23 protein-coding genes are annotated in these 19,584 nt (G+C 56.9%); 10 read left to right on the forward strand and 13 right to left on the reverse strand.

The window, feature by feature from the left end:
• Positions 1-2 precede the first annotated feature (2 nt).
• The 6 genes from ACYVIS_RS15355 to ACYVIS_RS15380 form a co-directional block, all read right to left on the reverse strand.
• Positions 3-986, reverse strand: a complete 984-nt coding sequence (locus tag ACYVIS_RS15355) for a Bug family tripartite tricarboxylate transporter substrate binding protein (protein WP_460874340.1) — start codon at positions 984-986, stop codon at positions 3-5.
• Positions 987-1,026: 40 nt separating this feature from the next.
• Positions 1,027-1,845: a GntR family transcriptional regulator gene (locus ACYVIS_RS15360; RefSeq protein WP_232743131.1), complete on the reverse strand. Its 819-nt coding sequence runs from the start codon at positions 1,843-1,845 to the stop codon at positions 1,027-1,029.
• A 126-nt stretch (positions 1,846-1,971) separates the two neighbouring features.
• Positions 1,972-3,135, reverse strand: coding sequence for a metallophosphoesterase (locus ACYVIS_RS15365; protein WP_460874400.1), 1,164 nt, complete (start codon positions 3,133-3,135; stop codon positions 1,972-1,974).
• Between the two features lie 112 nt (positions 3,136-3,247).
• Positions 3,248-4,930 carry an ABC transporter permease gene (locus ACYVIS_RS15370; RefSeq protein WP_232743132.1) on the reverse strand — a complete coding sequence of 561 codons (1,683 nt, stop codon included), beginning with the start codon at positions 4,928-4,930 and terminating at the stop codon, positions 3,248-3,250.
• A 10-nt stretch (positions 4,931-4,940) separates the two neighbouring features.
• A complete protein-coding gene (locus ACYVIS_RS15375; protein ID WP_460874341.1) occupies positions 4,941-6,026 on the reverse strand; it encodes an ABC transporter ATP-binding protein in 1,086 nt (361 codons plus the stop codon).
• A 3-nt stretch (positions 6,027-6,029) separates the two neighbouring features.
• The gene (locus ACYVIS_RS15380; protein ID WP_460874342.1) at positions 6,030-7,064 is read right to left on the reverse strand and encodes an ABC transporter substrate-binding protein; all 1,035 of its coding nucleotides are present in this window, start codon (positions 7,062-7,064) and stop codon (positions 6,030-6,032) included.
• A 251-nt stretch (positions 7,065-7,315) separates the two neighbouring features.
• On the opposite strand from ACYVIS_RS15380, the gene ACYVIS_RS15385 reads away from it, so the two are divergent.
• The 4 genes from ACYVIS_RS15385 to msrA all read left to right on the forward strand — a co-directional run bounded on the left by ACYVIS_RS15385 (position 7,316) and on the right by msrA (position 9,999).
• Positions 7,316-8,032, forward strand: coding sequence for a c-type cytochrome (locus ACYVIS_RS15385; RefSeq protein ID WP_460874343.1), 717 nt, complete (start codon positions 7,316-7,318; stop codon positions 8,030-8,032).
• Positions 8,029-9,000 carry a c-type cytochrome gene (locus tag ACYVIS_RS15390; RefSeq protein WP_460874344.1) on the forward strand — a complete coding sequence of 324 codons (972 nt, stop codon included), beginning with the start codon at positions 8,029-8,031 and terminating at the stop codon, positions 8,998-9,000. Before ACYVIS_RS15385 ends, ACYVIS_RS15390 begins: the two co-directional genes overlap by 4 nt.
• 126 nt (positions 9,001-9,126) lie before the next feature.
• Entirely contained in the window at positions 9,127-9,267 is a 141-nt protein-coding gene (locus tag ACYVIS_RS15395) for a hypothetical protein (protein WP_232743137.1), read from the forward strand.
• A 15-nt stretch (positions 9,268-9,282) separates the two neighbouring features.
• The gene (gene msrA / locus ACYVIS_RS15400; RefSeq protein ID WP_232743138.1) at positions 9,283-9,999 is read left to right on the forward strand and encodes a peptide-methionine (S)-S-oxide reductase MsrA; all 717 of its coding nucleotides are present in this window, start codon (positions 9,283-9,285) and stop codon (positions 9,997-9,999) included.
• A gap of 54 nt (positions 10,000-10,053) precedes the next feature.
• On the opposite strand, the gene chrA is transcribed toward msrA, so the two are convergent.
• Positions 10,054-11,259: a chromate efflux transporter gene (chrA, locus tag ACYVIS_RS15405; RefSeq protein ID WP_232743139.1), complete on the reverse strand. Its 1,206-nt coding sequence runs from the start codon at positions 11,257-11,259 to the stop codon at positions 10,054-10,056.
• 147 nt (positions 11,260-11,406) lie between these two features.
• Here chrA and ACYVIS_RS15410 point away from each other — a divergent pair, with 147 nt between their 5' ends.
• On the forward strand, positions 11,407-11,913 hold the full coding sequence (locus ACYVIS_RS15410) for a cupredoxin domain-containing protein (protein WP_232743140.1): 507 nt from the start codon (positions 11,407-11,409) through the stop codon (positions 11,911-11,913).
• A 118-nt stretch (positions 11,914-12,031) separates the two neighbouring features.
• Here ACYVIS_RS15410 and ACYVIS_RS15415 read toward each other — a convergent pair whose 3' ends face one another.
• On the reverse strand, positions 12,032-12,253 hold the full coding sequence (locus ACYVIS_RS15415; protein WP_232743141.1) for a GDCCVxC domain-containing (seleno)protein: 222 nt from the start codon (positions 12,251-12,253) through the stop codon (positions 12,032-12,034).
• Positions 12,254-12,295: 42 nt separating this feature from the next.
• Positions 12,296-13,225: a CDF family Co(II)/Ni(II) efflux transporter DmeF gene (gene dmeF / locus ACYVIS_RS15420; RefSeq protein WP_232743142.1), complete on the reverse strand. Its 930-nt coding sequence runs from the start codon at positions 13,223-13,225 to the stop codon at positions 12,296-12,298.
• A gap of 67 nt (positions 13,226-13,292) precedes the next feature.
• Here dmeF and ACYVIS_RS15425 point away from each other — a divergent pair, with 67 nt between their 5' ends.
• A complete protein-coding gene (locus ACYVIS_RS15425) occupies positions 13,293-13,568 on the forward strand; it encodes a metal/formaldehyde-sensitive transcriptional repressor (protein WP_232743143.1) in 276 nt (91 codons plus the stop codon).
• On the opposite strand, the gene nadE is transcribed toward ACYVIS_RS15425, so the two are convergent.
• Entirely contained in the window at positions 13,561-14,391 is an 831-nt protein-coding gene (gene nadE / locus ACYVIS_RS15430) for an ammonia-dependent NAD(+) synthetase (protein ID WP_232743144.1), read from the reverse strand. The genes ACYVIS_RS15425 and nadE overlap by 8 nt on opposite strands.
• Before the next feature lie 243 nt (positions 14,392-14,634).
• On the opposite strand from nadE, the gene ACYVIS_RS15435 reads away from it, so the two are divergent.
• Complete coding sequence (locus tag ACYVIS_RS15435) at positions 14,635-14,934, forward strand: hypothetical protein (RefSeq protein ID WP_232744537.1); 300 nt, start codon at positions 14,635-14,637, stop codon at positions 14,932-14,934.
• A 65-nt stretch (positions 14,935-14,999) separates the two neighbouring features.
• Here ACYVIS_RS15435 and ACYVIS_RS15440 read toward each other — a convergent pair whose 3' ends face one another.
• Both ACYVIS_RS15440 and ACYVIS_RS15445 read right to left on the reverse strand, forming a co-directional pair.
• Positions 15,000-15,752 carry a COG4705 family protein gene (locus ACYVIS_RS15440; RefSeq protein WP_232743145.1) on the reverse strand — a complete coding sequence of 251 codons (753 nt, stop codon included), beginning with the start codon at positions 15,750-15,752 and terminating at the stop codon, positions 15,000-15,002.
• A gap of 118 nt (positions 15,753-15,870) precedes the next feature.
• Complete coding sequence (locus ACYVIS_RS15445; protein WP_232743146.1) at positions 15,871-16,467, reverse strand: undecaprenyl-diphosphatase; 597 nt, start codon at positions 16,465-16,467, stop codon at positions 15,871-15,873.
• 73 nt (positions 16,468-16,540) lie between these two features.
• On the opposite strand from ACYVIS_RS15445, the gene ACYVIS_RS15450 reads away from it, so the two are divergent.
• Entirely contained in the window at positions 16,541-16,786 is a 246-nt protein-coding gene (locus ACYVIS_RS15450; protein ID WP_232743147.1) for an NAD(P)H-binding protein, read from the forward strand.
• On the opposite strand, the gene ACYVIS_RS15455 is transcribed toward ACYVIS_RS15450, so the two are convergent.
• Complete coding sequence (locus tag ACYVIS_RS15455) at positions 16,787-17,149, reverse strand: PAS domain S-box protein (protein ID WP_232743148.1); 363 nt, start codon at positions 17,147-17,149, stop codon at positions 16,787-16,789.
• Between the two features lie 318 nt (positions 17,150-17,467).
• Between ACYVIS_RS15455 and ACYVIS_RS15460 the strand changes: the two genes are divergently transcribed.
• Both ACYVIS_RS15460 and ACYVIS_RS15465 read left to right on the forward strand, forming a co-directional pair.
• Positions 17,468-18,736 (forward strand): M20 family metallopeptidase, encoded by a 1,269-nt coding sequence (locus ACYVIS_RS15460; RefSeq protein WP_460874345.1) that lies wholly within the window; start codon positions 17,468-17,470, stop codon positions 18,734-18,736.
• The gene (locus tag ACYVIS_RS15465) at positions 18,733-19,353 is read left to right on the forward strand and encodes a trimeric intracellular cation channel family protein (protein ID WP_232743150.1); all 621 of its coding nucleotides are present in this window, start codon (positions 18,733-18,735) and stop codon (positions 19,351-19,353) included. Before ACYVIS_RS15460 ends, ACYVIS_RS15465 begins: the two co-directional genes overlap by 4 nt.
• The last annotated feature ends 231 nt before the right edge of the window (positions 19,354-19,584 follow it).

Consider the following 19,584-nt stretch of genomic DNA (forward strand, 5'->3'; position numbering starts at 1 on the left):
TTTCAATCCAGGGAAAGGCCGGTTTCGCGAACTGCCGCGCCCCATTTGGCAATTTCCTTTTTCTGGAACGCGGCCAGCGGAACATCGAGCGGCTGCACGCCTATGCTATTGAGCCTTTTGGCATAGCTTTCGGAACGGACTATGCTTTCAAGGGCGGTAGTCAAAATGTGTTTTATATTGGGGGGTAATTTCGCAGGGGCAAATACAGCCCACCAGGCTGTTGCTTCGAACCCTTCGTATCCTGATTCGGATACCGTAGGCACATTCGGCAACACACTCGATCGCGTTCGGCTGGTCACGGCCAGGGCAATCAACTTGCCGCTGAGTACATGCGGCAATATGGACTGCACCGGATCGAACATCAAAGGAATCTGGCCGCCAATCAGATCCGTGATTGCCGGTGAACTGCCTTTGTACGGCACATGCGTCAGCGTGATGCCGGCCGCCTTGCAGAACATGGCGCCGGCCAGATGCCCCGGCGTTCCATTGCCTGCCGAACCATAGTTGATCAGGCCCGGCCGCGCTCGAGCCTGAGTCACGAGGTCTGCCAGCGATTTGAATCCGGCCTTGGGGTTGACCACAACGCCGATCGGCGCGCTGGCTATGGTGGATATAGGCGTAAAACTGGCAATGACATCGTAGGGCAGTTTTTTGTAGAGTGTGGTGTTGATGGCATTGGTTCCGACAGTCGCCATCAATAAGGTATAGCCATCTGGCGATGCCGTGGCGACCGCTTCTGCGCCTATGGATCCGCCCGCGCCGCCCCGATTGTCAATATAGACCTGCTGCTTCAGGATGTCGCCAAGCAATTTCGCCAGAGGCCTGGCAACAATGTCTGTCGGGCCTCCGGGTGGAAATGGCACGATCATGCGTACTTTGCTGGACGGATACGTTTGCGCCAACGCACGCGTCGATTGGAAAATGCCGGATAGTCCGGCAATTAGCGGCGTAAGCATCAATTGACGACGGTGATTCGAAAATGACATGGCACTCGCTCCTGGGGGTGGGTGATCAGGCCTGCTGGATTTACTGCTGTTTAAGCTTCTTTCCGCGTTCGACCGGACGCAAAGCGCTCGCAATCTCGAGCGGCCCGGGCATGCTGAGACGGAACGCATAGCGTTCCGGAACAATATAGATGCGCATGAATTCGCAAATTGCCCCGGCCGCCGTCCGCGAGGTTCTTTCCATGACAAGTACGTTGGCCCGCGCATCGATCGCCAATTCGCGGCTCACCGCGGCGGTAGGCTGTGCACAGCGAATGACGACATCGGCACGATCGATGCGCAGGCCGAGAAATTGCTGCAGAATTTCATAGACCATCAAATCGCGCGCGCGGCGCTCGCCCACGGCGGCGGCCGATGCCGGCAAGAACGCCTCCACCACGGCAAAGGGTTGATCGTCTACACAATAGCGGCGCCGCATGCGCACCGGCAGGTCCAGCCCTTCGGGCAGGCTGCGGTCGATGCGGCCGGCCGAGCTTGAAAATTCAAGCAGTTCGGTCTGAGGCTCGACTCCCTGATTGCGCAAGGCATCCTGGAATCCTTGAAACATGCTCAGGTCTTGATGCAGCGGTGGTCGCGATACAAATGTACCCTTGCCGCGGCGCGCCACAACCTGCCCATTGCGGGCAAGCAGCGCAATGGCCTGCCGTACGGTAATGCGGCTTACCCCATAAATGGTCATCAGCTCGGCTTCGCTGGGTACACGCATGCCGGGGGCCAGTCGGGCGCTGGAGATTTCCGTAGCCAGACGGTTGGCGATTTGGATATAGAGAGGCTCTTCACAAAGCGGATCCAGCAGCGCTTGCGATGAGGGGCTTTTCTTGAGAGATTTTGACTTGGCCATAATGTTCTAGGTTGTATTAATACATTATAGAATAGGTGGCTCAATTTGTGCCAATTTTTAAATGCGGGTTTTCACGTATCGGAGATGCCCCGAAGCTTCGGGCTGCGGGAATTCTGGAAGGAAGTTCTAGCCGGCCAGGCGAATCCGGGTTATTTCCGAGCGCGCGCCCAGGCGCATTGGCGGTCCCCAATAGCCTGTGCCGCGGCTGACATACACCTGCATGCGGCCGTATCGATGCAAGCCGTCCACGAAAGGTTGCTGCAGGGGCACAAAGTATTTCCAAGGCCAGAATTGTCCACCGTGAGTATGGCCCGACAACTGCAGGTCGTAACCCGCCGCTTCCGCGGCACGGGCGCTGCGCGGCTGATGCGCCAGCAATATCCTGGCCGCGGCATTGGCGGGCGCGCCGTGCAAGGCGAGCAGAGGATCGCTGGCCTGCTCGGCATCGAAGTTCCGGGCGCTAAAGTCGGTCACGCCGGCCACTACCAGCGTGGCGTCTTGGCGGACCAGGACCCGGTGCTGATTCATAAGTACCTGGAACCCCAGCCGCCGGAACTCGGCCACCCATTGTGCCGCCCCGGAGTAGTATTCATGATTGCCTGTAACTGCATAGACACCATGGCGCGCCTTGAGCCCGGCCAAAGGCTGGATGTGTTCGGAAAGGCTGGCCACGCTGCCATCGACCAGATCCCCGGTAAGGGCGATGATATCGGGCGAAAGCTCATTAACGGCGTGCACCACTGCGCTCACGTAGCGGCGCTTGATGGTTGGGCCGACATGCAGATCGGAGACTTGTACGATGGTGAATCCCCGCAGGGGGGGGGCAAGATCGGGCAGTCGCACCTCGATATCCACCACTCGCGCAAGACGCCGGGCACTGACCAGGCCCAACAGAACCGCAAGCAGGCTTACAACCAGTACGGCCAGGGCGCTTGCCGCATGCAACAGACTTATGGCGGAATCGCTGAAAATTCCGCCGTCGGCCATCGTCGCGGCCTTTATCGCTATCAGCAAGGCATCGCGCAGCAAAGTCAACACAAACAGCCAGGAAAACAGGCCCAGAGACAGAAAGCCAGCCCAGGCAATCGCGTCGATGGCCGGCTTTCCTACCGCCCGGCGTGTAAAGAAACCGGCCAGGATCAGCAGATAGATCAGCAGCAGCGCGGTTGGCGCCAGCCATCGGGTGATGCCGGGAGGAGCCGCGATTGTCAATCGCAGGGCGACATAGATGTCGGCCAGAAGCAGAATAATCGGCAGGCGCAGCAAAAAGGAAAAGCGTGTCATGGCTATCTTGTGGATGGCAATGTCAGCATTGTAGGCGGTGAAATCCCAATGCTTCGCAATGCGCTTCCCACTATGCCGATTCAGGTCGATAAGCAGGGCGATCCGGGGAGCAATGGAATCATGCGCCTTGTGCGGCCCTGAATTTCTTGCCGGCGTACATGGCCAGCAGCACGAGGGTGGTCGAGATCAATATCATGATGATTCCCAGCGCGGACAACTTGCCCCACAGCCCGTCGTCGGCGAAGCTGAGAATCTGGACCGCCAGCACTTCGCTTCCTGGCCGCGAAAGCACCACCGACACGGTCAGTTCGCGCACAAACATTGTCGCCATGAGTATCCAGGCCGAGACAATGCCGGGGATAAGCAATGGCACAATGACGCGGCGCATGGTCGTCAGCGCGCTTGCCCCGCAGACCAGCGACGATTCTTCAAGATGGGCATGCACCTGGACGAAGGCGCTTGCCAAAGGCCGGACGCCGTAGGGCAGATAGGTGGCGATGTAAGCAACAAGCAGGGCCGTCAGCGTTGCGTACAACGGTGTCTGCACGAAAAACCACATGAATCCAATGCCAATGACGATGCCCGGGAAGGAAAACGACAGAAAGCTGAGCGACTCGAGCAGCCCCGAAGCGCGTGTTCGTATCTTGACGATAACATAGGCCACGAATATCGAGAGCAGTACGCCAAGCGAGGCTCCGACCACAGCCAGGAACAAGCTGTTCTTCAGCGAGAGCAGCGATGCGGGGTCTTGCAGTACGTCGATCCAGTTTTTCCAGCCCATCAGTGAAAAAGCCCGCGCGCTCGGAACCATCGAGTACGGCACCAGCGATGTGTAGAACAGCACCGCTACCGGAAGTACGGCCATGACAAAGGAAAGCAGGGCCACCAGGGTAAAAAGCGGCATTCTTGCGCGCTTGAGCTCAATTGTGGTCGGACGGTAGCCGCGGCCCGAGATAGTCACGTATTTGCCGCTTTCGGAGGTCAGGGCGCGGTACAGCACAATCAATCCAATGGATGCCGCCAGCACGCTCATGCCCAGTGCGGCGGCCTTGCCGTAATCCGGCGAAAAACCGGTCGCGACCATCTGATATAAATACGTGGCCAGCACGTCTACCCGGCCGGGTGTGCCGAGAACCCGGGGAACCGCGTATGACGCAAGGCTGCGTACCATGCCCAGTACAAACGCCGCAAGAATGGCCGGCCGCAGCACAGGTAAGGTCACTCGTACCAATGTGCGCCAAACGCTGGCTCCGAATACCCTTGACGATTCTTCAAGGGACACATCGAAGGAAGCCATGGCCGGCGCAATGATGAGATACGCGATGGGCATATTCAACAGCCCCTCAACCAAAATCATGCCAGGCAGGGAGTAAATATTGAACGGCGCGCTTTGCAGCGAAAAGACTTCTTTCAGAAAGCTATTGATCAGGCCGTTGGAGGGATTCAGCAGCAGCGCCCAACTGACCGAAAACAGCAAATGCGGGATCATCATCGGAACAATCGACAGCACCGTGAACAACGGTTTGAACGGTATATTGGTTCGAGTGTTCAGATAGGCGAGAAAGAGCGCCAGCCCAGTGGCCAGTATTGACGAGCCCAGCACGAAAACAATGGTATTGATGGTGACATCAAGCAATACCGGGTCGGTATACGCTGCAAGGTACTTGTCGAGAGTGAACTTTCCGAATGCCGTCAGCCCCTGGGAAAAGCTGCCTATAAAAAGCATCGCCACCGGACAAAGGGTCAGAAACCCGACAATGGCGATCAGCAGCCACGTTAGCTTGGGTCGTGACGGATTCATGCCTGCCATGTCAGGCCGATACGAGGAGGCAGTGGGCGGGATCCAGGTAGAAGCTAACCTGATCGCCTTCCTTCATGGTAATACTAGGATCTATCCTGGCCAGCAGATGTTCATTGCCCACACGGATCTCCGCCTCATAGACTTCGCCGACGAATTCCAGGGACTCGATATGACCGCCAATAATGTTCTGCCCTGTTTCCCGATTGTTGTCGCCAATGCGGATGAATTCCGGCCGTATGCACAAGGTTGCTTCACTGCCGGCCGGGAGGTCGCGATGCTGGCAGTCGATAAGGCCCAGCCCCGACTCGACTCGGGTCAGATTGCCTTCCACGCTGCGCACTGTGGCATTGATCAGGTTGGCGCGTCCGATGAAGTCGGCCACGAAACGGTGATCCGCATTGAAGTAGATTTTCTGCGGAGTGCCGATTTCGATGATTTTTCCCGAGCGCATGACGGCAATGGAATCGGACAATGCCAGGGCTTCGACGCGATCGTGTGTGACATAGATTGCCGTGATTTTGAGAGCTCCCAGAAAGGTTCTGAGTTCCTTGCGTGTTTCTTCCCTGAGCTTGGCATCCAGGTTGCTCAAGGGTTCGTCGAAGAGAATTACCTTGGGTTCGGCAACCAGGGCCCGAGCCAATGCGACACGCTGCTGCTGGCCGCCTGAGAGCCGGGTCGCGGAACGTTTTTCAACGCCTTCGAGCTGCACGAAGTGCAGTACCCTGGCTACCTTTTCGGCAATAGCCTTTTTGCTCTCTCCCCGGATTTGCAGCGGGTAGGCCACATTGTCGAAGACATTCATGTGCGGCCAGATGGCATACGTTTGAAATACCATGCCCAAGCCACGCTTTTCGGGAGGAATGGCAATACCTTTTTTCTTCGACCACACAAGCTCGCCGCCGATGTGGATTTCACCCTCGTCGGGTGTTTCAAGGCCAACAATGCAGCGCAACAGGGTGGTCTTGCCGCAGCCGCTGGGCCCCAGCAAGGTGAAAATCTCGTTGGCCGGGATGGTCAGGTCGATGTTGTCGAGAGCCTTGACCGTCTTGCCTTCGGACACATAGCTTTTGGACAGCCCTTCGATCTTGATTTCCATGCTTTACTTGGCCGCGAAGATTTGACCGAACTCGTGCCCCCATTTTTGAATCTCGCTGTCGGACAGGTCGCGCACCGGCATCACCTTCACTTTATCTATACCGTCAATAGGCGGAAAGACACCAGGCGCCAGCACGTATTCGCCCACATCCTTGGCCAACAGGCTCATCGCTTTCTTGGAAAGCCAGAAGTCCATGAACGCGCGCGCCGCATTCGGGTGCGGCGCATGGGCCGCCACGCCAATCGCGCGTGGCGTACCGAGCAGCGGCTGCCCCCCGCGCGGCCCCCAGGCCAGAGGGGCGGGCGCCTTGGTAATGATGTATTTGGGCATGGAGATGCCAATCAGCTTCTCGCCGCTTTCAACCGGGGCGGGCGTAGGGCCGAACGAATCCACGAACATAGGCTGGTTGGCCGCCAGCCCTTGCAGATACTGCATCCAGTCGGCCTCGGATTTGAAAGCGAACTCCTTGAGCCCGACCAGCCACGAGATAGTCGAAGAATGGGTAGCTGGATTGGCCATTACGATCTTGCCCTTCCATTTTGGATCGGCCAGATCTTCATAGCGCTTTGGCGCGTCGGTTTCCTTGACATGATCTTTGTTATACAGATAGGACACGTACTCGATACCGAAAAGCGTGATCCCCGCGTCTTTTGTCGCCCAGTCCGGGTATCCGGCGGCAGCAGGAGAGTGATAGGGCGCCAGCACCTTTTTTTCGTTCAGCAGCTCCAGCATGGGCCTGGGAGCCTGCACCACATCAGCCAGCAACTTGCCGGCGCCGGATTCGGTGAGTATGGTTGGCAAGAACTTCGAGCTGGAGAGGCGTGTATATATGCCATCGATGCCGGTATCTGCATTGAAGGCCTTCATGATCGCCTTGACCGACGTAATATTGGCGTAAAACACGGCCTTGCCTTCGGCCTTGGCCTTGGATAGTGCAGTTTCGTCCGCGGCATAGGCGGACGGCAGCGCACCTGAGATTCCAGCCAGGCCGGCTGCGCCGGCCAGTTTCAGAAAAATTCGACGATCGATGGCGTTCATTGCACCTGCCCCTTTTTTTTAAATTTGAAATGGTGCTGCTACGAAATACATATAGCGCTCAGGAATGGTAGCCGTTCAGAAGAATGGTTTCAAGATATAAGCATCCGAGCAAACCCGCAGTCCGCACATTTCACCCCAATCCCCAGCACAGGGAAAAATTATCTGTATTGATCCCGCGATATGCTGAATAATCTCGCATGCGCGGGCGGATCGGCGAGAGTGATCGCAGGCGCTCTCAAAAGGAGACATACATGCTCAACAAGTCTGGCTTCCCCCTACGCGGGGCATGCTGTGTACTGGCGACAGGGCTTTTAGCCTTCATGCCTGCAACCTGGGCGGAATCGGCAAAAGATATGGGCCAGACCATAGCGGCGTCCGGAGCCTCGGGGGTTCCCGCCTGCGCCAGTTGCCACGGTGCAAAGGGACAAGGCATGGCGGCAGCCGGTTTCCCGTATCTGGCCGGGCAGGGCGCCTCTTACCTGGCATCGCAATTGCAGGATTTTGCCAGCGGGGAACGGAGCAATCCGATCATGGCGCCGATTGCCAAGGGGCTGAACGCCGAGCAGATAAAAGCCGTTGCAGGCTATTACTCAAAGCTGCCTGCGCCGTTCGACACGAAAGCCTTGAGCCGGCTCATCGATACGTACCCTCAAAAAAACGCGGTCGGCGCATGGCTGGCCAGTCGCGGCGATTGGGATCACGATATACCCGCCTGTTTTCAGTGCCACGGGCCGGGCGCAGTGGGTGTCGGCGAGCATTTTCCCGCGCTTGCCGGTTTGTCCGCCAAATACATCCAGGAGCAACTGACCGGCTGGCAGGAAAAGAAGCGCGCTCCAGGCCCTCAGGCCCTGATGGGCGACATTGCAGGCCGCATGAGTAAAGCCCAGATTTCGGCGGTTGCGGATTATTTGTCGAAGCTGCCTGGATCGGGGCTCGACGCCGTTGAGACAAAAGGAGCAAAGCAATGATTTCTACACGCATTCGTTTTGCCCATGGCGCTGTTGCATTGTCGCTGTTAAGTTTAGCCTTTCCTGCGGGAGCGCAAACAGCCAATCCCGACACGAAGACCGCCACGATATCCGTTGCGGCCGCAGAGCCGCAATTCACACCGCCTGCGGCCGATGCTATCCCGGATGGCGAGTTTGGGAAAATGGTGCGCAAAGGGCAGGATATTTTCCTGAAAACTCCGGAACAAGCGGGCCAGTACGTGGGCAACATCATGAACTGCGCCAGTTGCCATATGGACGCAGGCCGCCGCAAGAATGCATCGCCGCTCTGGGCCGCCTATGTTTTGTATCCTGCTTACCGGGCCAAAAATGGCCACGTCAATACCCTGGCGGAGCGCCTTCAGGGCTGCTTCCGCTACAGCATGAACGGCGCCATGCCGCCCGCCGACAGTGAAACCATTGTAGCCCTCGAGTCTTACATGTATTGGCTCGCAAAAGGCGCGCCCACTGGCGTGAAACTTGCGGGGCAGGGGTTCAAGAGCTTGCCGCCGCCGACGCAAAAAGCCGACTACACCCGTGGCCAGAAGGTTTTCCAGGAAAACTGCATTCTGTGTCACGCTGCCAACGGCCAGGGCCAAAGCGTCGAAGGCCGCATGGTCTTCCCGGCACTATGGGGCGACGACTCGTATAACTGGGGCGCGGGCATGCACAGTGTTGCAACGGCGGCGGCTTTCATCAAGGCCAACATGCCTTTGAGCAAAGGCTATTCCTTGACCGATCAGCAAGCCTGGGATGTGGCTTATTTCATGAATGCCCATGACAGGCCGCAAGACCCTCGATTCGAGGGCTCATTGGAGGCAACCCGCAAAAAATACCACGATTCGGATTCCGACCTGTACGGCCAGACGATCAATGGCAAGGTTCTAGGTGCCGACGCTGTTCCAGCCGGCGGCAGATTGCGCGGCGCCGGCACGGCCATCGCACGATAACTTCGAATATTCAGCGAGTATCGTTAGCCGGAGAATGGAAACATTCGCGGCGGAGTTGGAATAAAGCGGTCGATAGGAACGTTTACCTAGGTGGGCAGCACTTATTGCATACCTGGGGGTTACATTATGAAAGCGAACAAGCTCTTGCTGGTATTTCTGGTAGTCATTGCGGCTGTTCTGTCCGGGTGCGCCGCGGGTGACGGAACTTATAACAGCGGCACCTCTCCAATGACGAACGATACCGGCAACGGTGGCGGCGGCTACTAAGGAATCACCCATACGATGGCTACACGACGACAATTCATGCAGAGGGGCGCCGCTGCAATGGCTATTGCCGCCGGCTTGCTGGCCTGGCAATGCACAGCCTATTCGTTCGGCACAGCGGAAACCGCGACGGCCATTCCTCCCCCTGCGCATAATGAGCCGGCCGGCGGCGCGCATACCGAGACAGCCGTCTTCGCAGGCGGCTGCTTCTGGGGCGTTCAAGGCGTGTTCCAGCATGTACAGGGTGTACAGCAAGCCGTATCCGGCTACGCCGGCGGTGTGGCGGGCACTGCGCACTATGAAACCGTCAGCGGCGGCAGCACCGGCCATGCGGAATCCGTGCAAGTCACCTTCGATCCCGCCACAGTGACGTATGGCAAGCTCCTGCAAATTTTCTTTTCCGTCGCGCATAATCCAACGGAACTGAACCGTCAGGGCCCCGATACCGGCACGCAGTACCGTTCGGCGCTTTTTCCTACAAGCGCCCTGCAGCAGCAGGTTGCGCAAGCGTACATCGCTCAGCTCGATGCCGCGCATCTGTTCAGCCGCCCGCTGGTCACTCGCATCGAAAAATACACGGGCTTCTATCCTGCCGAGGCCTATCATCAGAATTTCCTGACGATGCACCCCAATTATCCATACATCGTTATCAACGACCTTCCCAAGATTGCGCAGCTCAAGCGCTTGTTTCCGGATCGCTACCGGAATGACCCGGTGCTGGTGAAAACGCCGTAGCAAGAGCGTCGAATGCGAAGAGGCAGAGCCAGCGACATTCGCGATGGTCCATTTTTATGAAATGATGCTTAATAGCCATCCACCCACCCCGCAGCCGAAAACGACCAGCCAGGGCGGCAGCTTCCAGAACATCAGGCCAGCCAATGCAATGAGCGCCAACCCGAAGTCCTCCTTCTTGAAAATGGCGCTGACCCACACCGGCTGGTAGAGCGCCGCCAGCAACAGGCCGACAACAGCCGCATTCACCCCGGCGAGCGCCGCCCGGGCGCGCGCGCTGCGGCGTAATCGCACCCAGAACGGCAATGCACCAATCACCAGCAGAAAAGAGGGTGCGAAGATGGCACCCAGACAAATCGCAGCACCGATCCATCCGTTGGGAGGGAGGCTCATCGAGGCTCCCAGAAAGGCTGAAAACGTGAAAAGCGGGCCCGGGACCGCCTGCGCTGCGCCATAACCCGCCAAAAAGGTTTCATTTGTCACCCAGCCGCCTGGTACGACCGCGGATTGCAGCAGCGGCAGTACAACGTGGCCACCGCCAAAGACCAAGGATCCGGCGCGGTAAAAGGCGCTGGCCATCGCCAGTGCCTGACCGGGCCAGGCTTCCACAGCGATAGGCAGGCCAAACAGAAAACAAAAAAACAGGCCCAGCGATACAATGCCAACGCGCGGACTGACTGTGATGGGAAGCGGATCATGGATGGCATCTTGAGCCGGCTTGAAAAGCATGAATCCCGCCACCGCGGCAGCGGCAATCACGCCGACTTGCCCCCATGCATTGGGCCACGAAAGGACAACGCAGGTTGATGCGACGGCAATGGAAATCCGTGCCCGGTCCGTACACAACTTACTGGCCATGCCCCACACGGCCTGCGCGACCACAGCAACAGCGACCACCTTCAGTCCATGCAGCACTCCCAGGGGAAACGCCGTACCCCATACAGACATACCCAGCCCGAACAGAACCAACATGATTGCCGATGGCAGAGTGAATCCCGCCCAGGCGGCCAGCGCTCCCGAAAATCCGGCACGTGACAAGCCGAGCGCCATGCCAACCTGGCTGCTGGCTGGCCCCGGCAGGAACTGGCACAAAGCAACAAGGTCTGCATAGCTATGTTCGCTAAGCCAGCGCCGACGCGTGACGAACTCAGCCCTGAAGTAGCCTAAATGCGCCACAGGCCCCCCAAAAGAGGTCAGCCCCAAGCGCAAGAAGATCAGAAATATGGACCATGCCCGCTCGCGCTGAGCACCTTCAATTTCCATAGACATCATCCGCCAAGTCTGTAATGACTGAAAAGTGCATGCTTATCAAGTTTCGGTAACATTGGGGTAGGAAGTATTACTTCAAACACTATTATTTTATCCAAGAGTATTTGACCTCTGATCCATCGGCCCGAATAAGGAGTTGCCATGAAGAAAACTTTGTTGCTATTGCTATTGCTATTGGGCGCCATGCCCGCCTTGGTTCTGGCCGCGGGCGGCCATATCGACGGCCACGATATGAAATCCATGCCGGGTCAGGGCATGTCCGGCATCGAAAACGGATCGGCCACGGGGCGGCCCGGCGATGCGGTCAATGTAAGCCGCACAGTTGACATTGTCATGGACGACACAATGCGCTTCCATCCAGGGCAAATCCAGGTTAGGCCAGGCGAGACTGTCCGGTTTTTGCTTAAAAATGCCGGAAAAATTCCTCATGAAATGATGATAGGTTCGACGGCGGAGCTGAAGGAACATGCCGCCATGATGCGCAATATGCCTGGAATGAATCATGCCGAGCCCAACGTGATTACGCTTGATCCCGGGCAAAAAGGCGATATGATTTGGCAATTCCCACAAACAGGAATCGTTGATTTTGCCTGCCTGGTTCCAGGACATATGGAAGCGGGCATGATCGGAAAGATCAAAATCCAATAGTCCATTGAGAACTGGGCCCATGCCTGAAAACAGAGAAAGAAGTCAGGTGTAGCCGCAGCGACTGCCGTGGCACGGCGTATCGGTATTTTCCGCTAATCGGCTCAGTGCAAATATCGGGTCAATCACAGCAATGGTGCTTTTTCCCGTGCTCCTGAACCGGCGGGCAAGGCACGGAACCGTATGAGCAGTAAACACAGCAGTCGCCGGCTCTGGGCTTGAGCACCGCATGGCAGTGTTCGCATTGATAGAACCACTGGCAGGAGTCGGTCGGCATTGTTTCCGCCTTGGTGTGTCCGCATTCCGGGCAGGTCAGGACACTTTCAAGAATAAACCCGCTCATGTTATTTTCCTTTTATGGATGAATGCGATGCCTTTCGCAATTTTATTGCGCCACTCTGTTTATTTCCACGGTGATATGCACGAGTTCTTCATGGATGCTCAATTGACGCCGGAAATAATCGGGCGAGGCGTCGGCGTCGGTCATTAGGCCGACAATACAGGCATATTTGTCTTTGCCAACCCGCCAGACATGCAAATCGCTGATAGTTGCCTTGACGGGGCTTGCTTCGATTGCATCCCGAATTTCCCCCACCACGGGTGCGTTCATCTCGGCATCCAGGAGAGCTCGCCCCGAATCGCGCAACAGGCCGTATGCCCACACAGCGACCAATCCTGCTCCGGCAATACCCATTGCGGGGTCAAGCCAGCTGGCGCCCCAGAACTTTCCGGCAATCAAGGCAACAATGGCCAGCACAGAGGTTGCCGCATCGGCGATAACGTGCACATAAGCCGCACGTAAATTCAGATCTTGGTGATGATGCTCATGGCCGATATGATCATGATGGTCGTGGCTATGCCCGCCCCTGAGCAACCAGGCGCAGGCGAGATTGACCAACAGCCCTGCCGCGGCAAGGACAATAGCCTCGTTGTAGAAAATCGGGCCGGGCGACAATAGCCGCTCAACGGACTGGAACAACATCGAGCCAGCCACCAGGACGAGCAGAAGGGCGCTCGTGTAGCCGGCCAAAACCTCGATTTTCCATGTCCCGAAGGCAAATCGGGCATCTTTCGCAAATCGCGTGGCAAAGGTATACGCCAGCACGGACAGGCCCAGGGCCAGCGCGTGGGAGCTCATGTGCCAGCCATCGGCCAGTAACGCCATCGAATTAAGTGTGTAGCCTCCCGCAATCTCCACTACCATCATCAGCGCGGTGAGCGCGGCCGCCCATGCGGTGTTCTTTTGAGACAGGGGATTGCCCTCGTTGAAAACGTGAGAGTGATGCCCGTTGTCTTCGACTAATGGTTGCTCCATTGCGTGCCGCCTTGCCAAACAAATGATTTATACTATACCCCAGTATAGATATAAGAATAGGAAAAATATGTCACATACCCTACGGGACAAGAAACGGCTATTAACTCGAATCCGGCGTATTAAAGGGCAAGCGGAAGCATTGGAAAAAGTAATCGCTGAAGAAGCGGAATGCTCCGCAGTGCTTCAGCAAATCGCCGCTATCCGGGGAGCCGTCAATGGCTTGATGACTGAGGTCCTGGAAGGGCACATCCGCGAGCACCTGGGGGCGGATAAGGTGCCGCCCCGGCAGCGCCAGGCCGATGTGGAGCAGGTAGTGCGTACCCTGCGCTCGTACCTTAAATAACCGGCTCCGGGATCGCCGGCAGAGCTCTTTTGTGCGCGGAATTTCGGTAAGTGCGCAGGATGATGTCATAGGCGTGCGCCGAGACGTCCTTGCCCTCAAGAAAATCGTCAATTTCGTTATACGTAACGCCGAAAGCGTCTTCGTCCGGCTTCAAGGGAGAGAGCGATTCAAGATCCGCCGTGGGCACCTTGAAAACCAGGGAATCGGGTGCGCCCATTTTCCGGGCCAGTGCCCGCACGCGCCGTTTGGATAGCCCTGTCAGTGGAGTAAGGTCGGCCGCGCCGTCGCCGAATTTGGTAAAGAAACCCATCAGCGCCTCCGCGGCATGGTCGGTGCCGACGACCAGTCCCCCATGGGCTCCAGCCACCGCATATTGAGCAATCATGCGTTGGCGCGCCTTGATATTTCCCAACAAAAAATCCTGCTGCGCGGCATCGCGAAACTCCACTTCCGCATCCAGCAAAGCGCCCAACATGGCATCGCTGGCCGGCTTGATATTGACTGTGACAGTCTTGTCCGGTTTGATCACATCCAAAGAAGCTCGCGCGTCGTGATCGTCGTGCTGCTCGCCGTAAGGCAGGCGCATTGCCACAAAAGTTGCCGCATGCCCGCGATGACGGGCTTGTTCCACCGCTCGTTGCGACAGGCATCCGCCCACCAGGGAGTCCACGCCTCCGCTGATGCCCAGGACCAAGGCGTGAAGACGGGTGGACAGCAGATAATCGGCGAGAAACTTTACGCGGCGCTCGATTTCCCGCTCTGCGTCAAAGGCGCTGCTTACACAAAGTTCGGCAATAATGTCGCGTTGTTCTGGTGTTGGCACGGTCGGGCCTTTCTGGGCTAGGGTTGGTCTGAAAGAAAAATAAGCCTTGTCAGGCAAAATAATATCTCAATGTGACCATTCGCGAGCGACTGGCGAAAATGCACGGCCTATTGAAGGGGACAGTTACAGACAAGTACAAATATCACGTGGCGGTTTCACAGCCCTGGACTATTAATGAGTAGACTTTCCTCATTGTCCAAGAAGTTGGCCACGCTGCATGAACTTGGGACTGGAGCAAAAAAAATGAAACGATTCGGCATTTTGATACTGACTGGAATTGCAGCGGCAAGCGTGTCCAGCGCTGCTGCCGCCCATGTCGACCTTGATGTATTTCTCGGTATTCCCCTTCCTGTGATCCAGCCCCCGGTGGTCGTCTACCGCGAGCCGCCTCCCGTAGTGTATAGGGAGCCGCCCGTAGTTTATGGGCCGCCCGTTGTGTATGGATACCCGGGCTATGAGGAGCGGGAAGATCGTCATTGGCGAGATAGGGATTGGAATAGAAAATGGAGCCGCCATCACCAAGAAGAGGACGACGACGATTAATAATGGGCGTGCGATAGGCTCGATTCACAAGCCAGCAGATTGCTATTTATGGCGAGGCCGCTTGCTCATACCTCTTCCTGCGGCACTGAGACTTTATTGCGCTTGACCGTCAAATACGACACCAGCGCAAAGATCGTTCCAAGAAACAGGGCGCTGGTTCCGACCGTGCCCAGGCCGAGTCCGCCACTATCGGGCGATTGAGAAAGAAAGTCGCCGCACGATGCGCCGAAGGGGCGGGTAAGAATGTAGGCTATCCAGAATGCCGCTATTGCATTGGCCCCAAAGGCATAGTGTGCAAGGGCAACCAGGCCGATCAGCGCGCCAAAGATCAGCGCCGATGCCGCATAGCCAAGCTGCAGGCCTTCCGCGGCCAAATCCCCGGCCGCAGTGCCCAGCGCAAACGTAAAGAGGATTGCCGCCCAATAAAAAAGCTCGCGCCTGGTGGTGCAAATGGTGTGGATCGAAAGCGTTTTTTCGCTGATATACCAACTGACGAATGTTGCTGCCAGTGCTGCGCTGAACACTGCCGTGGTGGCCTGCAGCGACACACCGAAATTATCGACCAGATTATCGGTAAGAAGCGTGCCGAAAATGCTGAGCAGGACTACGGTAGCCCAGTAGATCCAGGGAATGTATTTGCCGGCCCGAAGCTGGACAAGGAGAAAACCCAGCAGAACCACCCCCATGACAATGGACGTCCCGGTCAAGCCCAGGTGCATATTGACGTTGAGAAAATCGGCGGCCGTTTCTCCGACCGTAGTCGCCATGATCTTGATGACCCAGAAGAAAATTGTGACTTCCGGAACTTTGTTCAGCATCGTCCGTATATCTTGGTTCGTGGGCGTATTCATAATAGCTCGCTTAAACAAGGTAGGAAATTAATGGGCAACGACGGTTGCCGACCTGGCTGAGAAAACCCGGATGCCGGGCAGGGCGCTACCATTTCACCCAGCCCCGCCGGATCAGCGGCGCGAACGCGATGCGGTATATCGCCACGGCCCAACGAAAGGCAGGCTCCATGACGCGGCATCCAGCCCGCCAGCACAACCCTGCGCTGCAAGCCGCGACCACTGCCGCTCCAGCCATATCCAGGGGAAAGTGCACCCCCAGGTAAATGCGCGCCCAGGCAACGGGCAAGCCCAGAATGGCCAAGGCCGCTCCGCCAGCACGTAAACGGGGATGCATTAAAAAGCTGAATGAAACAGCCCAAAGCAGGGTTAGATGATCGCTTGGAAATGAGGAGTCGGGGGCATGTGCGATGAATGTGTGGCCCAGTCCAATCATGAAGGGACGGGGATGTTGCCACGCCAGCCCAATCGCCTGATTGGCAAGCAGCCCCGCCAAACCTGAAGCGGCCGCTTCGAACATCATCTTGCGTACGCTATCGTTCCCCTTGAGCCAGCCAAGCACCAAGACGGCCGGCACGATCCAGATGACGTAGTTGGCCAGCGCCTGTGCAATCGCAAGCAATGCCGCATGAGGGTGCTGTGGCGCATTGATCAGCAGAAACAGCGCAATATTGAGTTTTTCCATATGCGGCACAGTACAGGGCCAGACTTAGCTGATACTGAGCAGCATGACTGCACACACGGGTGTTGCCGGATAGGTGACCGCACTCGTTTCCCATCCCGACAAAGTAAATGCACATGCGAACCTGAGGGCAGTACAAACCGATGTTCTCAACGAAGCGACGCTGGCCACTCAGTTGCGAGGCCATGATGCCGTTATCAGCGCCTTCAGTGGTCACGCGCAGGGCGATAGCAAAATCTCCCTGCAGGACTATGCCGTGGCGATGATGGACGAACTCGAAAAGCCAGCCCATTCGCGCCGGCGTTTCACTGTGGGTTATTGATCAGGAATCCATCCGCCGCGCCATGGCAACCGAGCCGACGGATTGCCCCGACGCGTCGCGAATGACGGCAAAGCTCATTTGCACGTAAAGCCTGTTGCCCGATTTGCACAAGGCGCGCGTCCGGGTGGGGGCACCGCCCAGTCGAGTCTTGCCGGTGGCCATCGCCAGGGAAAAACCTCGCCAATGAGCTTCCCGCAAACGCTCGGGGATAATCAGATCGACACTCATGCCAATGGTCTCGGCGGCGCTGAACTCGAACAAGTGTTCGGCAGCCTGGTTCCAGATACGAATGATTCCCTGAGTATCGATAACGATGACGGCATCGGCAGTCTGTTCAAGAGCCAGGGTGTGAAGTTCAGTCATGAATTTAGAATTTAAATAAGAATATTATCGTAACGAATTGATTTATAAGAATACAGTATACATTTTTGACTTGAAAGCGACTCATTTCATCAGGGCTTTCTCTCGCATATTTATCAAGAAAAATACTGGCAATTCAGAAGGATCAGGACAAACTTCTACGACGTCTGGGTACGTAGGATGCTGGAGTTTTCCGCGCTGTGGGTCTATGGGCAGGGCGCGTGGAGTTCCATCCGGGCTGAGCGTATGATTTGCACTACCGCGCAGCACTCCAACGGTGGGCAGCCTGATCCATTTCAAACAACAGGAAGGGAGAATGTCATGAATGCATTGACCTCGGCTTTGGACATAGACGCCCAGGAATTGCTTCCCGAACTGGAAGCCATTTATAAAGACTTGCACCGCAACCCTGAGCTTTCCATGCAGGAGGTCCGCACTGCGGGTATTGCGGCCGACTATCTGGCTGCCCAGGGTTTCGAGGTATCGCGCCGGATTGGCCTGACAGGGGTGGTCGGCGTCTTGAAAAATGGCGCAGGCCCCACGGTCATGCTGCGTGCCGACATGGATGCGCTTCCTGTCGCCGAAGCGACTGGCTTGCCGTATGCCAGTACCGTCAAAGCCAAGGACGAAGACGGCATCGAGGTCGACGTGTCTCACGCCTGTGGCCATGATATGCACGTCACCTGGCTGATGGGTGCGGCACGGCTTTTGTCGCGGCACCGCAATGTGTGGAAGGGTACTGTATTGGCGGTTTTCCAGCCCGGCGAGGAAGTCGGGCGCGGGGCGCAAGGCATGATCGACGATGGGATGCTCGAACGCTTTCCCAAACCGGACATCATTCTGGGCCAGCACGTTATGGTAGGGGAAGCCGGCACCATAGGCTATCGCAGTGGTGTCATCCTGTCCGCGGGCGACAGCATGAAGGTCAGGCTTTTTGGTCGCGGCTCGCATGGCTCGCAGCCGCAAACATCCATCGACCCGGTCATCATGGCGGCATCGACCACAATGCGGTTGCAAACGATCGTGTCACGCGAAATCGCTCCGATAGACAGCGCGGTATTGACGATTGGGTCCTTGCAGGCCGGGACCAAGGAAAACATCATTCCGGACGAAGCCACGCTCAAGCTGAACATACGTACCTATGACGAAGACGTGCGCGACACCATGCTTTCCGCCATCAAGCGGATCTGCTGTGCGGAATGCGCCGCGTCGAACGCCCCGCGGGAACCCGAATTCACCACGCTCAGCTCTTACCCCCTGACCCGAAACGATGTGGAGGCGACCGAAAAAGTAGCCCAGGCATTCAAGGCGCAATTCGGCGAGCGCGCATATGAAACCAAGCCTGCCGGCGCCAGCGAAGACTTCAGCGTTTTCGGGCGCACCTGGAAAGTGCCTTATGTTTTCTGGTTTGTGGGAGGCACCGACGCCCAAACCTACATCAAGGCCAGGGAAGCGAAGCAACTGAATGCCATTCCCAGCAATCATTCACCCAGATTCGCTCCGGCACTCAACCCCACATTGAAAGCCGGGCTGCAAGCGATGCTGACGGCCACATCGGCCTGGCTGTGCGGGAAGGGGCAAAAGGAGTGAGCATATATGCCTTGTTTACCTCGCTCGATCTGATAGGCACATTCGCTTTCGCCATCAGCGGGGCCGTTGCCGCGCATCAAAAAAAGCTGGATTTATTCGGCATCATCACCTTGGCCTACACGGCTGCCTGCGGCGGGGGCATTATCAGGGATGTATGCATAGGCGCGCTGCCGCCCGCGGGTTTGTCGGATTGGCGTTATCTTGCCTTGTCTGTCGTCGCGGCAGGCGTGGTCATAGGCTGCGGCCAACTGGTGCAAAAACTCTCCCACCCGGTACTTCTGTTCGATGCCGTGGGGCTGGGTTTTTTTGCCGTTTTTGGCGCCCACAAAACCCTGGCTTATGGTCACAGCATGGAAGCGGCCGTCATTCTTGGCATGATATCGGCGGTGGGTGGCGGCGCATTGCGTGATCTATTTCTGAATCGCACGCCGATCATCCTGCAAAAGGAAATCTACGCCTCGGCGGCGCTCATTGCGGCGGTATTTCAGACCGGCGGCGAAGTCTTGGGCTGGTCCTTGCGCTGGGTTCCCTGGGCGGGAATAGTCTTGTGTTTTGTAATTCGCTACCTGTCGCTGCGCTTTCACTGGAATCTTCCCCGGTTTGCCAAGGACGACTAGAAATCGACCGCGTGCCACCGTAAAAAAAGAGCGGCGAACTGGGGTAAAAAAATAGTTATTGCCACGGGCAATAGACGTGATATATTAGTATTTCAAGATGACATCATACATCTTGTTCTAAGCTGAAAACATAAGCAGGGCAATGGTTTACAACGGATTTTGTCCAGTGTTACGTACTCTTCAGTGCCGCGGGAGAGTACGCCGTGAGAGTAATGCGCGCATATCTGGAAG

The organism is Paralcaligenes ginsengisoli (genome assembly GCF_054781135.1).